The sequence below is a fragment of the Nocardia sp. NPDC003726 genome, assembly GCF_053586955.1.
Genome location: NZ_JBSFNF010000003.1, coordinates 21,821 through 36,107, shown reverse-complemented (window position 1 = coordinate 36,107; position 14,287 = coordinate 21,821). Strand labels below are relative to the sequence as shown.

At 70.5% G+C, this 14,287-nt stretch carries 14 protein-coding genes; 11 read left to right on the top strand and 3 right to left on the bottom strand.

Translation table 11 applies throughout. The annotated features are described in order from the left end of the window. Nucleotide 1 precedes the first annotated feature (1 nt). Both ACWDMM_RS04925 and ACWDMM_RS04920 read left to right on the top strand, forming a co-directional pair. On the top strand, nucleotides 2–1,000 hold the full coding sequence (locus ACWDMM_RS04925; protein WP_449936049.1) for a ScbA/BarX family gamma-butyrolactone biosynthesis protein: 999 nt from the start codon (nucleotides 2–4) through the stop codon (nucleotides 998–1,000). After that, entirely contained in the window at nucleotides 997–1,662 is a 666-nt protein-coding gene (locus tag ACWDMM_RS04920) for an HAD family hydrolase (protein ID WP_195079246.1), read from the top strand. Before ACWDMM_RS04925 ends, ACWDMM_RS04920 begins: the two co-directional genes overlap by 4 nt. A gap of 8 nt (nucleotides 1,663–1,670) precedes the next feature. On the opposite strand, the gene ACWDMM_RS04915 is transcribed toward ACWDMM_RS04920, so the two are convergent. Beyond that, nucleotides 1,671–3,080, bottom strand: coding sequence for an FAD-dependent monooxygenase (locus ACWDMM_RS04915; RefSeq protein WP_449936046.1), 1,410 nt, complete (start codon nucleotides 3,078–3,080; stop codon nucleotides 1,671–1,673). 168 nt (nucleotides 3,081–3,248) lie between these two features. Here ACWDMM_RS04915 and ACWDMM_RS04910 point away from each other — a divergent pair, with 168 nt between their 5' ends. Next, the gene (locus tag ACWDMM_RS04910) at nucleotides 3,249–4,577 is read left to right on the top strand and encodes an MFS transporter (protein ID WP_449936045.1); all 1,329 of its coding nucleotides are present in this window, start codon (nucleotides 3,249–3,251) and stop codon (nucleotides 4,575–4,577) included. After that, entirely contained in the window at nucleotides 4,574–5,785 is a 1,212-nt protein-coding gene (locus tag ACWDMM_RS04905) for a cytochrome P450 (protein ID WP_449936042.1), read from the top strand. Before ACWDMM_RS04910 ends, ACWDMM_RS04905 begins: the two co-directional genes overlap by 4 nt. Here ACWDMM_RS04905 and ACWDMM_RS04900 read toward each other — a convergent pair. Then, the gene (locus ACWDMM_RS04900) at nucleotides 5,775–6,119 is read right to left on the bottom strand and encodes an ArsR/SmtB family transcription factor (protein ID WP_195079250.1); all 345 of its coding nucleotides are present in this window, start codon (nucleotides 6,117–6,119) and stop codon (nucleotides 5,775–5,777) included. The genes ACWDMM_RS04905 and ACWDMM_RS04900 overlap by 11 nt on opposite strands. 243 nt (nucleotides 6,120–6,362) lie before the next feature. On the opposite strand from ACWDMM_RS04900, the gene ACWDMM_RS04895 reads away from it, so the two are divergent. From ACWDMM_RS04895 to ACWDMM_RS04865, 7 genes are all read left to right on the top strand, one after another. Next, nucleotides 6,363–6,776, top strand: a complete 414-nt coding sequence (locus ACWDMM_RS04895) for a YciI family protein (RefSeq protein ID WP_195079251.1) — start codon at nucleotides 6,363–6,365, stop codon at nucleotides 6,774–6,776. 7 nt (nucleotides 6,777–6,783) lie between these two features. Further along, nucleotides 6,784–8,025, top strand: coding sequence for an RNA polymerase sigma factor (locus ACWDMM_RS04890; protein WP_449936040.1), 1,242 nt, complete (start codon nucleotides 6,784–6,786; stop codon nucleotides 8,023–8,025). 81 nt (nucleotides 8,026–8,106) lie between these two features. Next, on the top strand, nucleotides 8,107–8,751 hold the full coding sequence (locus tag ACWDMM_RS04885; RefSeq protein ID WP_357103007.1) for a pentapeptide repeat-containing protein: 645 nt from the start codon (nucleotides 8,107–8,109) through the stop codon (nucleotides 8,749–8,751). 169 nt (nucleotides 8,752–8,920) lie between these two features. Beyond that, on the top strand, nucleotides 8,921–9,958 hold the full coding sequence (locus ACWDMM_RS04880) for an AraC family transcriptional regulator (RefSeq protein WP_449936038.1): 1,038 nt from the start codon (nucleotides 8,921–8,923) through the stop codon (nucleotides 9,956–9,958). 281 nt (nucleotides 9,959–10,239) lie between these two features. Then, nucleotides 10,240–11,262, top strand: a complete 1,023-nt coding sequence (locus ACWDMM_RS04875) for a PP2C family protein-serine/threonine phosphatase (protein WP_195079255.1) — start codon at nucleotides 10,240–10,242, stop codon at nucleotides 11,260–11,262. A gap of 35 nt (nucleotides 11,263–11,297) precedes the next feature. Next, entirely contained in the window at nucleotides 11,298–12,158 is an 861-nt protein-coding gene (locus ACWDMM_RS04870) for an SDR family oxidoreductase (RefSeq protein ID WP_195079256.1), read from the top strand. A 53-nt stretch (nucleotides 12,159–12,211) separates the two neighbouring features. After that, nucleotides 12,212–12,739, top strand: coding sequence for an AAA family ATPase (locus tag ACWDMM_RS04865; protein WP_357205627.1), 528 nt, complete (start codon nucleotides 12,212–12,214; stop codon nucleotides 12,737–12,739). A 16-nt stretch (nucleotides 12,740–12,755) separates the two neighbouring features. Here ACWDMM_RS04865 and ACWDMM_RS04860 read toward each other — a convergent pair whose 3' ends face one another. Then, nucleotides 12,756–14,261 (bottom strand): FAD-dependent oxidoreductase, encoded by a 1,506-nt coding sequence (locus ACWDMM_RS04860; protein WP_449936036.1) that lies wholly within the window; start codon nucleotides 14,259–14,261, stop codon nucleotides 12,756–12,758. Between the last annotated feature and the right edge of the window lie 26 nt (nucleotides 14,262–14,287).

Below are 14,287 nucleotides of genomic sequence, written 5' to 3'. Positions count from 1 at the left end.
CATGACCGCCGCAACGCAAACCCTGACCTTCGATCGCAATATCCCGCGCGGCATCGTGCACCGGGAATCGATCGCCGAGGTGTTCCTCACCGACGCGCAACCGATTCTCGACGGCGCGGTGTTCGCCGCCCAATTGCCCCGCAACCACTCGTATTTCAGCGACCACCGTGGCACATCGACCACCTACGATCCCCTCCTGCTCATCGAGGTGTTCCGGCAGGTCGCGATCTACTACGCGCACACCTTCCTCGGAGTGGCCCGCGAGGAGAAGTTCATCTTCGGATCGGCGGATTTCACCATCGCCGACCCCGACACCCTGCGGATCGGCAACTGCCCTGGGCACTGCGTCATCGAGGCGCGGGTGATCGGCGAGAAGCGTCGTGACGATCAGGTCATCGGCCTGTCGCTCGAGATGGTCGCCGAGATCGAGGGCAGGGAAGCCGCACGGGAGGTGATGGTCTACCAGTGGATGCCCGCCGCGGTGTGGAACCGGATCAGGGTGCGCGGGCGCGAAGCGCTCGGCCTGCCCGCCCAGCACGCGATCCCGCAGCAGGTGCCGGTCGCGCGGATGCGGCCTGGTTCGGTCGGCAGGCACAACCCGCGCAACGCGATCCTGGCCAATCCGGTGCTGTCGGCCGAGCACGAGCTGACGGCGTCGACCATCATCGACACCAACCATCCCTCCCTGTTCGATCACGCCCTCGACCACGTCCCGGGCATGTTGCAGTTCGAAGCGGCCCGGCAGGTCGCGATGGCCGCGGCGAACGCCGTCCTCGGCCTGGACACCAGCCGCATGGTGATGCAGCGGCTCAGGATCGAGTTCACCAAGTTCGGTGAATTCGAGCGCGAGACCATCGCACGGGCCACCGTCGCCCCGCTTCCCGGTGCCGGCGGCGGCGTACGTGCGCAGGTGGCCCTGACCCAGGGCGCGGACGTGATCGCCGCCGGTGAGGTGGAGCTGCGCTTCCGTCCGGCCGACGTCGGGACGATGGTCCAGTGACCGCCGCGAAGACGGCGGGGCCGTTCGTCTGGTTCGATTTCGGCGGGGTGCTCTCCCCGCCGCTCGATGACCTGTTCCTGCGCTACGAGGAGGTCGCGGGCATTCCGCCCGACCTGCTGAAATTCGCCATCGCCGAGGTGGGCGCCGAATACGGGCTCGCGCCGCTGGCCCCGATCGAACTGGCGCTGCTCGACGAACGCGAGTGGGTCGGCAAGCTGCACGCCGTGCTCAGGGCCAAGCAACCCGAGCTCGACCTCTCCCGCAGCGAACCCGATTTCGGCAGGCAGTGGTTCGCCGGCCACCGAGCCAACAGCGTGGTCCGCGACTTCGCGATCGAGCTGGCCGACAGCGGAATTCCGGTCGGGGTGCTCAGCAACAATGTCGTCGAATGGGAGCCCTACTGGCACGAGATGATCGATCTGGACGGGGTTTTGAGCGCCCTGGTCGATTCGTGCAAGGTCGGGTTCCGCAAGCCCGATCCGGAGATCTTCGCCATCGCCGCCGAGCAGGCGGGCGTCGACGCAGGCCGGTGCCTGCTCATCGACGACCTCGCGGAGAACTGCGCCGCGGCACGGGAAGCCGGCTGGCAGGCGGTGCGGTTCCGTGCCGCCGGCCAGGCGATCGCCGAGGTGCGCGAGGTGCTGGAGCGATGGCCGGGCTGAGCGCCGGCTCACCAGGCGCGGGCAAGGTAGCCGTCCGGACGGACCAGCGCGCAGGTCCACGTCTGATCCGGAGACACCTTGCCGGTCACCGTGATCGCGTCGGCGGGGGCGTGCGGTACCGGGACGTGCTCGTCGGGCCGGATCGCCACGAACCGGCCCGCCCGCAGCAGTTCGGTGAGGGTCCGCACGCCGCCGCCTGCCTCGGTGACCACCAGATCGTGCTGGAATCCGGACTGGAACTGGCCGCTGATGAGCTGCGCGACGGCGTCGTGGACCGCCGGGACCGCGAGTACGGCCAGCATCGCCGCGCGCAGCTCGGGCTCGCGGGGGTTCATCATCCGCGATTGCAGCACGGTGTTGGCGACCACCGCCGCCGCGACGGTGACCCGTTCGCGCGAGTACTCGTCGAGGACGGCGGGCCGGTCGTGTCCGGCGACGACGCGAGCCAGTCGCCAGCCCAGCGCGAAGGCGTCCTGCATGCCGGTGTTGAGGCCCTGCCCGCCGAGGGGGTAGTGGCTGTGCGCGGCATCGCCTGCCAGCAGCAGCCGCCCGTCCCGCAGGCGGGTGCAGTAGCGGCCGTGGTCGCTGAACCGGGTGAGATGGCTGATCCCGCTCAGCGCGGGCGGTGCGCCGAGCACGTATTCCAGCCGTTGCCGGTACTCCCGCGCGCCGGGCTCGGGTCGGTGGTCGATGGCGCCGCTGAAATCCATGGCGATGATCCGCGCGGGACCGTGTGGATTCGGATTGTGCAGGGTCCATCCGGTGGGCGTCGAATGCCAGCCCGGTGGAATCCCGCCGTCGGTGGCCGTGATCGCCAGCCCGGCAATGGCGTTCATGGTCGCCGGGTACACCTGCGCCGGGAAATCGCCGGTTCGGGCGACGAGGCTGCGGGCGCCGTCGGCGCCGACGGCGTAGCGGGCGCGGACGCGCAGCGAGCGATGTTCGTCCTCGACGGCCACCTGGGCCTCCACCGCGTCGTCGCGGACCTCGAGGCCGGTGACGGTATGGCCGCGCAGGATTCGTGCGCCGAGATCACCCGCGCGCTCCTCGAAGGCCGCCTCCAGCCGTGCCTGGGGGATGCCTGCGATCGGACCGGGCTCGACGCTGGGCGCGCTGATCGTCAGCACCGGTTGCGCCGCGAACTGGAAAGGGGTCCGGCGCACACCGTGCGGATCACGCTGTATCGCTTCGGGATCCAGGGATGGGAGGTATCCGCGGCGTGCCAGCAGCGACAGCGACCGGGCGTGCACCGTGCCCGCCCGCGGGCGCGGGTCCGGTTCGGTGCGGGTCTCGGCCACGACGACCCGGACGCGCTGCAGCGCCAGTTCGGCGGCGACCAGCATGCCGACCGGGCCACCGCCGACCACCAGCACATCGGTGTCGAGAAAATCCGGTCCGGGCCGGTGCGCCGTGCTCATCACATGCTCCTGGGGCGAGGTCGGGATCTGGTCCGGGGCAACACAGTTGTACGAAGTTTATCGTAGCTACTAACATCATAGTACCTATCAGCCCGGTGGTACCTCACGCGCGTTCCGAAGTCCTCCCGCCGTGCTGAGTCCACCCGACCACCGCCCCAGGGGGTATCCATGTCGACCGTCACCACCGAAACCGAAACCCGCGGCGCGCCGCCCAGCGGTGCGACACTGCCCGTGGTGCTCGCCGCCCAGTTCGTCACGCCGATGGCCATCGCGGGCACCGCCATCGCGCTTCCGCTCATCTCGCGCGACCTCGGATCGAATCCCGCCGCGCTGCAATGGGTCGTCAACGGATTCAATGTCGCCTTCGCCCTCACCACGCTGCTGTGGGGTGCGGTCAGCGACCGCATCGGACATCGGCGCACCTTCGGGATCGGCACCGCGCTCGTGGTCGCGGGCAGTGTCGGCAGCGTCGCCGCACCGAACCTGTTCGTCCTCGACCTGGCGCGCGTGGTCGCGGGCATCGGCGCCGCGGCCATCCTGACCGGCGCCACCGCGCTGCTGTCGGCGGCTTACGAGGGACCACGCAGGGCCAAGGCGTTCGCCGTCTTCGGCACCGTGAACGGCCTCGGTCTCGCGCTCGGTCCCACCATCTCCGGCATCCTCATCGCACTGCTGGACTGGCGGGGCGTCTTCCTGGTGCACGCGGTGATCCTCGCGGCCGCAGGCGTCGGCACACGGGTGCTGCCCGCCGTGAAACCCGCTGTGGCCGAACATGGTCCGATCCTCGATCTCGGCCTGCTGCGCAACCGGGAATTCCTGGCCATGTGCCTGGTCCCGGTCGCCGGATCGATCGGCTTCGTCACCCTGCTGACCTACCTGCCCTCGGCGCTGAGCGGCATCACCGACCTCTCGGCGGGCGCCTCCGGACTGCTCATGCTCGCGATGACCATTCCGGTCTTCGTCGCGCCGGTGGCCGTCGGACAGCTCGTCACCCGCTTCCCCGCACTGACCGTCGGCCGGGTGGTCTACCTCGCGCTGGGCGCCGCGATCCTCGGCAACGCCGGTGTGCTCGCGCTCTCCGAAGACCGTTCGGTGGCCTGGATCATCGTGCCGATGGTGTTGCTCGGCCTCGGTTTCGGCCTGCCCATCGGTCTCGTCGACGGCCACGCGCTGTCCGTGGTGCCCGCCGAACGGGGCGGCACCGCCGCGGGTCTGCTGAACTTCTTCCGCATCGGCAGCGAAGCGCTGTTCGTCGCCGGATACGCCGTCGTGCTGTCCACGGTCGTCGGCACCCGGCTCAGCGGGAAGGCCGCCGACGACACCGCCGCGGGCCAGTTCGGCCACCCCGACGTCTACCGCTGCGCCTTCACCGTCACCGTCGGCGTCCTCATCGCCCTGCTCGTGGTGCTCACCATCCTCATCGTCGCGGTGCGCGGCGCCACACGAGCCACCGAGAACCGTGACATCGGTTCCAGCCCGGAAGGAGTCACCTCATGACCCACGCACTCGACGCGGTCCGCGTCGATCTCGACGGCATCGCCAATATCGCGCCGCCCCTGATGATCGAACCGCTACCGCAGCGTTCCGCCGGCGGATTTCCGCAGGTGAAACTCCCCAGCGGTCACACCGCCGTGCACGTCACCGCCTACCGCGACGTGCACGCGGTCCTGACCGACCTCAGCTTCGCGCGCGCCGAAACCAACGTCGAGGACGGCCCGAGCTTCCTGCCGACCATCATGCCGACGGAAATGCTGCTCAACCTCGACCACCCCGATCACGGGCGGCTCAAGGGTTTCGTGGCTTCCGCCTACAGCGCCGCCACCATGGCCCGGCGGGTGCCTGCGGTGCACCGGGTGCTCGACGACGCGCTCGCCGACCTGCGCGCACAGCACGAGCGCGGATCGGCCGATCTCGTTCGCGCGCTGCTGGATCCGGTCACCATCGGCGTCAACATCGACTACCTCGGCATCCCGACCGCCGACCTCGCCTATTTCCGGCATCTGTCGCGGGAGATGCAACTCGGCGACGACAGCGATGTGGACAAACTGCTGGCCGATTTCTGGACCTTGTACCACTACATCGAGGATCTCGTCGCCGGGCGGCGTGAGCTGCGGCCCGGCCTGATCCTCGACCTGCTCGCGGCACGCGATTCCGTGTCGCCGCCGGTCACCGACGGGGAGTACGCGGCGATCCTGCTCGGCTCGCTGGTCGGCGGCGATCAGAACATCCTGTCGGTGATCACCAAGATCGCCTACGTGGCCCTCGCCAGGCCGGAGCTGTGGCGGTACCTGGTGGACAGTCCGGACGCCATCCCCACCGCGGTGGAGGAGTTCCTGCGGTTGCTTCCGCTGGGACGGATCTCGACCTTCCCGCGCGTCAGCACACGTGAACTAGCGCTGTCGCAGGGGACGCTGTATCCCGGCGACATCGTCTACGCCGACGCGCATTCGGCCAACCGTGATCCCGAGGTGTACCCGGACCCGGCGGTGATCGACCCGGCCCGTAACGGCAAGCGGCACCTGCAATTCGGTTACGGCATGCACCACTGCATGGGTGCGGCCATGGCGCGCATGGAGATCACCGAGGTGCTGCGCAGGCTCGTCACCGAGCTGCCGACCCTGCGGCTGGCCGTTCCCGAGGACCGGATTCCCTGGGAGACCGGCATTCTCGTGCACCGACCGACATCGCTGCCGGTCACCTGGTAGCGGGCGCGGCCGGATGGCGACCCCTGTCGGCGGCGAGAATCGCCGCCAGCAGGCCTGGAAACACCTTTTCCATGTCCTCGCGTCGCAGCCTCGTCATCCGGCCGTTGCCGACATCACGCTGCCATATCAGCCCCGCCTTGCGCAGCACCCGGAAATGATGCGTGCGCGTCGACGGCGCCCATGGCATTCCGAACACGCTGCAGAACTGCTCGGTGCCCTCCGGCTCCGCATAGAGTTGCGCGATCACACTGCGCCGATTGTCGTCGGCGAGCGCGGCCAGCACCGTGGAGAGGTCGAACTCCTCGATATCGGGATGCCCATCCGCATCGGCCACGACCCACTCCTCTCCACCGGATCGGCACGCGAGCGACTGCCGAAGGTATGAGAACAATAGTACCTATCCGACCGGGTTCCAGACCCTCCGGGTCGCGGTGCCCCGGCTCGTCCGCATGGTTCTTCTCGAGCTCACGTCCCGGAAATGGTCTGCGCGTCCACCGCGATGTCCGAGAATGGTCGGCGGCTCCGACGTTCCAGACGAGCGGCGCCACCAGGGCGCCGACGACGCAGAGGAACCGCCATGAAATACATGATCCTGAGCTACGCCTCTCAGCGGGACTACGACGGCATGGTGGGCAAGGACACCGGCAAGCCCGCGTGGACCGCCGAAGAATTCGCGGCAATGGCCCAGTTCATGACCGAATTCAACAAGAGGCTCGAGGAATCGGGCGAACTCGTGGAGACCCGCGGCCTGGTGGAGCCGGTGCATACCAGGAGGCTGGGCGTCAAGGACGGAAAACCGTTCGTCACCGACGGCCCCTACGCCGAGACCCAGGAAGTGCTCGCGGGATTCTGGATCGTCGAATGCGAGAGCTTCGACCGCGCCACCGAAATCGCCTCCGAGCTGAACAAGTGCCCGGCGCCCGCGCACGTGCTCCAATCGGTCTACGCCGATGTGCGCCCGATCGCCGAGGCCGCCCCCGAACTCGGCTGAGCGACGCGTGCCCGATTCCGCGGCGACGGACCTGCTGCGCGCGCTGGCGCCGCAGGTCCTCGCCGCGCTCGTGCGCAGGTACGGTCATTTCGACACCGCGGAGGACGCGGTGCAGGAGGCGCTGCTCGCCGCGGCGACGCAGTGGCCGGCCGACGGTGTCCCGGCCAAGCCGCTGGCCTGGCTGATCACCGTCGCGTCGCGCAGGCTCACCGATCTGTTGCGCGCCGAGCAGGCCCGCAGGCGACGCGAAGAGACCGTGGCCCGGTGGATGCTGCCGCAGGACTGGCTGACGCCGCCCGCCGACCGGCAGCCCAGCGACGCCGACGACACGCTGATCCTGCTGTTCCTGTGCTGCCACCCCGCGCTGTCTCCCACTTCGCAGGTCGCGCTCACACTGCGCGCGGTCGGCGGCCTCACCACCGCGGAGATCGCCCGGTGCTTCCTGGTCCCGGAGGCGACCATGGCCAAACGCATCGGCCGGGCCAAGCGCGCCATCTCCGCCAGCGGCGTGCCGTTCGCCCCTCCGTCCGCGGCCGACCGCGCCGACCGGCTGGCCGCCGTGCTGCATGTGCTGTATCTGATCTTCACCGAGGGCTACGCCGCCACCTCCGGCCCCCGTCTGCATCGAGTCGAGTTGTCGGCCGAGGCGATCCGGCTCACCCGCCTGGTGCATCGCCTGCTGCCCGAGGACAACGAAGTGGCGGGGCTGCTGGCGCTGATGCTGCTCACCGACGCCCGCCGCGCCGCGCGCACGGGCCCCGGCGGCGAGTTGATCCCGATGCAGGATCAGGACCGCGGCCTGTGGGACGCCGATGCGATCGCGGAGGGCATCGCGCTGATCACCGCCGCACTGCCACGGGGGATTCCGGGGCCGTACCAGTTGCAGGCCGCGATCGCGGCACTGCACGACGAGGCGCCCAGCTACGCCGCCACGGACTGGCCGCAGATCGCACTGCTCTACGAACGCCTGCTGGCGGCGGCCGACAATCCGATGATCGCGCTGAACCACGCGGTCGCGGTGGCGATGGCCGTTGGACCCGCGGCGGGGCTGAAGCTGGCGGAGGACCTCGGCGACCGTCTCGCCGACGACCACCGGCTGCATGCCGTGCGCGGGCACCTGCTGGAGCTGCTCGGCGACATCGCCCGTGCCCGCGAGGCGTATCTGACCGCCGCGCGGCGGACGACGAGCATCCCGCAGCAGCGCTACCTGCTGTCCCGCGCCGCCCGGCTCGAGCCCGACGCCGAGTGATCCTCACTGCGCGCCCGAACTTGTCACAGCGCACCGGAATACTCGGCGCCGACCGATCCTCGAGCCGAACTGGAGGAGTGCATGGCGCGCGAACTCGACGACCTGCCCTACGCGCGGTACCTCACCGCCTTGGACGGCGACCTGGAGGCGGAGGGCGACTACGACTGCGTCCGGCTGGACGGCGGTGCACTGGAGGACCTCGACGTGCCGCACGCGCGCTTCAACGAGTCGGCGTTCGTCTCGAACACCTTCACCCGGGGAACCCTGCGCTACAGCCGGTTCACCGATGTGTGGCTGCGCCACGTCCGCTGGGTCGGCACCGAATTGGCCGACACGACATGGCTCGACGGGGAGATGGTCGCCGGCGCGCTGTCCGGCGTCGACTTCGCGGGGGCGAACCTGCGGCGGGTCCGGTTCGAAGGCTGCAAGTTCGACGCGGTCAACTTCCGCCGCGCCCGCTTGCGCGAGGTGTCTTTCGTCGACTGCGTGCTGCGCGATTGCGACTTCGCCGAGGCGGCGCTGACCGAGATCACGATGCCCGGCTCGGCACTGGCGCGGCTCTCGTTGCGCAATGCCCGCCTGACGAAGGTGGACCTGCGCGGCGCGACGGCGCTCGACATCACCGACGGGCTCGACAGTCTGCGCGGCGCCACGATCAGCATTCCGCAGCTGATGGATCTCGCGCCCGCCTTCGCGCGTTCCATCGGTATCGCCGTGCGGGATTGAGTGCGCGGATCTCGCACGATACCGGACACCGCGACCGGTGCGGCGAGGGAAAACAGCCGATTGCCAGGGGTTGTCGTGACGGCATTTGCGCGAACCGCCGATACGCGCGACACCCGATTGATACATTGCGCCGACACCGCGCAGTACCGCTTCATCGAGGATACGAGCCATGGTCGATCCGGATCTCCTCCGCAGTACCGCCGGCGTGCGCGCTCTCGTCCGCATCGCCGCGGAGCGGGGCATGACGGCCGCCGAGTGCCTGGCAGGCACGGCCCTGGCGCCCGCCGAGCTGGGCGACCCGTCCGCCACGGTCACCGTGCAGGACGAACTGCGGGTCACGCACACGGTGCTCGGCCGGTTCGGCGACGAGCCGGGGCTCGGTCTCGCGGCGGTTCGCCACGATCCGCGGTCGCGCGGGCCGTGGCGCCTCGCGCTGCTGGGCAGCCGGACACTGCGCGAGCTGATCGAGGTGGGGTCGCGCTACGTCGGTCGCACGGTGCCGTGCGGGCGACTGGCCGTCGAGGAAGCCGACGGCGAAGCGCGGCTGGTGTTCGAGGACACCGGCATCCCGCCCGGGATGAAGGCGTTCTTCGCCGAGGCGGCCTTGGCCGGGTTGCCCGCCTTCGATCGCGAATTGTTCGCCGTCGGCGTCCCGGTGCGGCGCGTCAGTTTCCGGCACGCGTGCCCGCACGACATGAAGCGATACCGCGAGGTCTTCGGCGTCGTGCCGGTTTTCGGCGCGCCGACCAGCGCGGTGGTCTTCGACCGCGGGTTGCTGGACCGGCCGCTGCCACCGGCGAGCGCCGCCGCGCGGGACAACTGCGGGCAACTGTGCCGCGACGTGCTGGACCGGCGCCGCTCGCGCACCGGCGTCGCGGCGTCGGTGCGCGACCGGCTGGTCCGCACTCCGGGGGAGATCCCCGATCAGGCGACGGTCGCCCTCGGGCTGTTCATGAGTTCGCGCACGCTGTCGCGGCGGTTGCACGAGGAGGGCACCTCGTTCCGGGCGCTGCTGGACGAGGTGCGCCAGACCATGTCGGAGCTGCTGCTCGCGCATACCGATATGACCACAGAACAGGTCGCCGCGCGGCTGGGGTACGCGGAGGCCGCCTCCTTCATCCGGGCCTTTCGTCGCTGGCAGGGCCGTCCGCCGCAGACGTTCCGCTCGCAGGGGCGGCGCTCGTATCGGGCACCCGAGCCGGTCTGAGCGACGCACGCTGCTGTCGTGCCGACCGCCCGGTGCCGCGTGCCGTGCCCGGTGGACGCGGGCAGACCGTGGGCTATCGTGCTGCCGGGCAGCGGGCAGGTCGATCCGGCGCGGGAATCCCGGGCCCGAACGCTCCCGTACTATCGCGAGCGGAGTCGGCCTGCCGGGGAGATGAAGGAGGAGGGTGTGGAAGTTCGCACCAGCAACGAGCCACTGTGGTTACGGTTGGGCCAACGACTTCCGGAGCATGCCGCCGCGGCGTCGGCCGGGGGAGCCGTCCGATGAACGACGAAGGCGCCGACCTACGCTGCGCCGGATGCTCGGCTGTCGGACTCGACAGCGAGCGGTGCGCGTCCTGCGGTTCGGAACTCGGCTATCGATACGTAGCGCTGCCCGGTCCCGAGGCGACCTCGTGCGCCGATTGCGGGGGTGACCACTTCTACGCCGACGGACGCTGCGCGCGGTGTGGCCGGTCCGGGCCGGTGCGGGATCGCTTCGACACCGATCTCGGCGCGGTCGCTGTGCTCACCGATCGTGGCATCGTCCACGCGCGCAACGAGGACGCCGTCGCGGCCGGGGTGCTCCCGAACGTGATGGCGGAGGTTGATACGGCCGTCGTGATCGCGGTGAGCGACGGCGTGTCGACCTCGTCGCGGCCGCAGGTGGCTTCCGGGGCGGCGGTGCGGGCCGGTGTCGGCGCCACCGCCGCCGCGCTCGCCACCGGACAGCCTGCGGCCGAGGCGATCATGGCCGGGCTGGCGGCGGCGGCGCAGGCGGTGCGCGACGTGGACGTGCCCGACGGCCCGGCGCCCTCGTGCACCTACGTCTCCGCCGTCCTCGCCCACCGCGGCGCGGAAACCGAGATCACCGTGGCCAATGTCGGCGACAGCCGTGCCTACTGGCTGCCATCGACCCAGGGGGACGAGCGAGCCGAGCGCTTGACCGTCGACGACTCGTGGGCGCAGGCGCTGGTCGAGGCGGGCGCGATGGACGAGCGCGCCGCGATGGCCGATCCGCGGGCGCATACGCTGATCCGCTGGCTCGGGGCCGACAGCCCGCCGAAGCCGTGGGCGGACAACTGCGTACGGACGGTGCGCGTCTCGGGCCCCGGCGTGCTGCTGCTGTGCTCCGACGGACTGTGGAACTACTCGCCATCGCCGTCCGCGCTGGCCGGGCAGGTGGCGGGGAAGCCGCCCGCGGAGGCGGCCCGCGCGCTCGCGGAGTTCGCGCTGCGGTGCGGCGGCGGCGACAACATCACGGTCGCGCTCGCGCCCGTTCCCGGGGAGAGCCCTTCGGTTCCATAGACAGCGGTGTTCATGGTTGCGTATGGTCGTCGACTATGACGAAGTTCGCCGGCAAAACCTGTCTGATCACCGGCGCGGCCAGCGGTCTCGGCCGCAGCACGGCGCTCGCGGCGGCGGCCGAAGGCGCTTCGCTCGTGCTGACCGACATCGCCGCCGACGGCCTGGCGCGGACCGCGGCCGACGCACGCGCCGCAGGCGCGACCGTCCACCTCGCCGAGGCGGCCGATGTCAGCGACTACGAGGAGGTCGTCGCGCTGGCGGCGAAGGTGCACGAGGTGGTCGGCAGCGTCGACATCGTCATGAACGTGGCCGGAATCGCGACCTGGGGGACCGTCGACCGGCTGACCCACGAGCAGTGGCGGCGCACCATCGACATCGACCTCATGGGCCCGATCCACGTGATCGAAGCGTTCGTTCCCGCGATGATCGCGGCCGGACGCGGCGGTCACGTGGTCAACGTGTCCTCGGCGGCCGGGCTGTTCGGCCTGCCGTGGCATGCGCCGTACAGCGCGGGCAAGTTCGGCCTGCGCGGGGTGTCGGAGGTGCTGCGTTTCGATCTGGCGCGCCACCGCATCGGTGTGAGCCTGGTGTGTCCCGGCGCCATGGCCACCCCCATGGTCGACAGCGTCGACATCGCGGGGGTCGATCGGACGGCCGAGGCGGTGCAGCGGGGCATGGCGCTGTTCATGCGGCACGCGGTCACTCCCGAGGCGGCGGCGCGGTCCATCGTGCGCGGTGTCCAGCGCAACCGCTATCTCGTGTTCACCTCGCCGGACATCCGGGTGGGTTTCTGGGCGCAGCGGTATTTCCCGCCCGCGTACAACGTCGCGATGCGCGGACTGAACTGGGCGATGAACCGCTACGTCGCGCAGCGGGCCGGCGCTCCCGCGAACTGAGCGCGGCGGGGCCGCGGCAACCGGCCGTGCGGCGGGCCGCGATGATCGTTGTCATGGCATCGGCTGTCTATCTGATCACCGGCATCCAGGCCGCGGGCAAATCCACCGTCGCGCAAGCGCTGGCCGAACGGCTGCCGCGCTCGGCGCACGTGCGCGGGGACGTCTTCCGGCGGTTCGTCGTGAACGGGCGCGCGGAGATGAGCGCGGACCCCTCGCCGGAGGCGCTGGCCCAGCTGCGGCTACGGCACACCCTGGCCGCCGCGACGGCCGACGCCTACGCCGATGCCGGGTTCACAGCGGTGCTGCAAGATGTCGTCTTGGGCGAATTCCTGCCCTGGACCGCGGAGCTGATCGTCACGCGACCGCTGTACGTCGTAGTGCTGGCGCCGCGCCCCGACGTGGTCCTTGCGCGAGAGGCCGGACGCGCGAAAGACGCCTACGACGCATTCACCGTCGCGGGATTGGACCGAGTGCTTCGCGAGGACACCCCCCGGATCGGGCTCTGGCTGGACACGTCGGATCTGACGGTCGAGCAGACGGTCGATCGCATCCTCGCCGATGCCACGCCGCTGGCGGACTGAGCAGCCCGTCCGCCCCTCACCTGCTGTCGCGCGGCACGTGCAGGGGAGTCAGCGAGCTGGTGGCCGGGCCCTCGAGCAGGGTGCCGTCGGCGGCGAAGCGTGAGCCGTGCAGTGGGCAGTCCCAGGTGCGCTCGGCGTCGTTCCAATCGAGGATGCCGTACAGGTGCGGGCACACCGCCGAGACCCGGTTGGTGACGCCGTCGACCGTGCACACCGCCGTCGGGTGCAAGCCCTCGCGCAGTACGGTGCCGCAGCCTTCGGCCGGAGCGGCGCCGTCGTGGCGGGTCGCGACCCGCAGCCAGCCCGCGGAGAGTTTCTGCGCCACGGCGCCGTTGATCTTCGTCGCCGCGGGCAGCGCCTTGAACTCGTCCGGACGCCAGCTCGCCAGCGCGCCCGCCCATCGGGGCGTCGCTCCGGTGAGGCGTCCGGCCAGCGCGATCGCCGCGGCGACCCCGTTGGTCAAGCCCCACTTGGCGTAGCCGGTGGCCAGCTGGATGTCGTTCTGCCCCGGCAGCAGCGGACCGACATAGGGAAGCTCCCCGACGGGGGAGTAGTCCTGAGCCGACCAGCGGTGCGTCAGCTCGGCGCCGGGGAACCAGGTGTGAGCCCAGTTCACCAGATCCTCCACCTTCTCCCGGGTCGAACCGCCGCGGCCGACGACGTGACCGTTGCCGCCCACCAGCAGCAACTCGCCGTCCGGTCCCTGGGCGCGACGCAGGGAACGAGTCGGGCTGCCCGCGCTGATGTACATATCGCGCGGAGCCGGGCGGTCCAAGCGGAAGGCCGTCAGGTAGGAGCGTTGCGGCGTGAGGCGGGCGAAGAATCCGCCGCGATCGAGGATCGGTGTCCCGGTGGCCAACACCACCCGGCGCGCACCGAGACCGCCGTGCTCGGTCGCGACGACGAGTTCACCGCCGCCGCCGTGATGTACGCCGCGCACGAGGGTGGATTCGTAGATCGGAGCGCCGTGCGACTCCACGTCGGCCGCGAGCGCGGCCAGCAGCGCCATCGGATCGAGCTGGGCCTGATCGGCCAGGCGCACCGCGCCGCGCACCGGGAAAGGGGCGTCCACCTCGCGGAGCAGTTCGGTGGGCAGGCCCGCCTTCTGTGTCGCGGCGTATTCGGCTCGTACGGCCGACAATTCGTCGTCGTCCTGTGCGTAGGTCAACGCCGCGGCCCGCTCGACGGTGACGCCGTGCGCCGCGCAGAACCGCAGAAGCCATTCCTGCCCTTCGCGATTGGCCGCCACGTAGTCGCGCAGGACGTCGTCGGAGTGGTGCCGGGCGATCTGCTGAGCGCGCGTCCCCTGCAGCAGGCTGACTTTGCCGGTGGTCGCGCCGGTGGTGCCCGCACCGACGCGCCTTCCTTCGACCACGGCCACCTCGACGCCGTTCTCGGCCAGCAGCAGTGCGGTCACCAGTCCGGTGAGCCCGCCGCCGATCACCACCGTGTCGAAGCGCGATCCCGGCGTCAACCGCAACCGCGCCGGAACTTGCGCGCCGTGCAACCATAGGGACGTCATATGCCCGAGATAGCCGGTCTCGACGG

What these genes read in the sequence shown, in the direction of transcription:
- ACWDMM_RS04925 (WP_449936049.1), top strand. Translation starts at nt 2, where the DNA reads ATGACCGCCGCAACGCAAACCCTGACCTTCGATCGCAATATCCCGCGC.
- ACWDMM_RS04915 (WP_449936046.1), bottom strand. Translation starts at nt 3,080, where the DNA reads ATGAGCACGGCGCACCGGCCCGGACCGGATTTTCTCGACACCGATGTG.
- ACWDMM_RS04910 (WP_449936045.1), top strand. Translation starts at nt 3,249, where the DNA reads ATGTCGACCGTCACCACCGAAACCGAAACCCGCGGCGCGCCGCCCAGC.
- ACWDMM_RS04905 (WP_449936042.1), top strand. Translation starts at nt 4,574, where the DNA reads ATGACCCACGCACTCGACGCGGTCCGCGTCGATCTCGACGGCATCGCC.
- ACWDMM_RS04895 (WP_195079251.1), top strand. Translation starts at nt 6,363, where the DNA reads ATGAAATACATGATCCTGAGCTACGCCTCTCAGCGGGACTACGACGGC.
- ACWDMM_RS04885 (WP_357103007.1), top strand. Translation starts at nt 8,107, where the DNA reads ATGGCGCGCGAACTCGACGACCTGCCCTACGCGCGGTACCTCACCGCC.
- ACWDMM_RS04880 (WP_449936038.1), top strand. Translation starts at nt 8,921, where the DNA reads ATGGTCGATCCGGATCTCCTCCGCAGTACCGCCGGCGTGCGCGCTCTC.
- ACWDMM_RS04875 (WP_195079255.1), top strand. Translation starts at nt 10,240, where the DNA reads ATGAACGACGAAGGCGCCGACCTACGCTGCGCCGGATGCTCGGCTGTC.
- ACWDMM_RS04870 (WP_195079256.1), top strand. Translation starts at nt 11,298, where the DNA reads ATGACGAAGTTCGCCGGCAAAACCTGTCTGATCACCGGCGCGGCCAGC.
- ACWDMM_RS04865 (WP_357205627.1), top strand. Translation starts at nt 12,212, where the DNA reads ATGGCATCGGCTGTCTATCTGATCACCGGCATCCAGGCCGCGGGCAAA.
- ACWDMM_RS04860 (WP_449936036.1), bottom strand. Translation starts at nt 14,261, where the DNA reads ATGACGTCCCTATGGTTGCACGGCGCGCAAGTTCCGGCGCGGTTGCGG.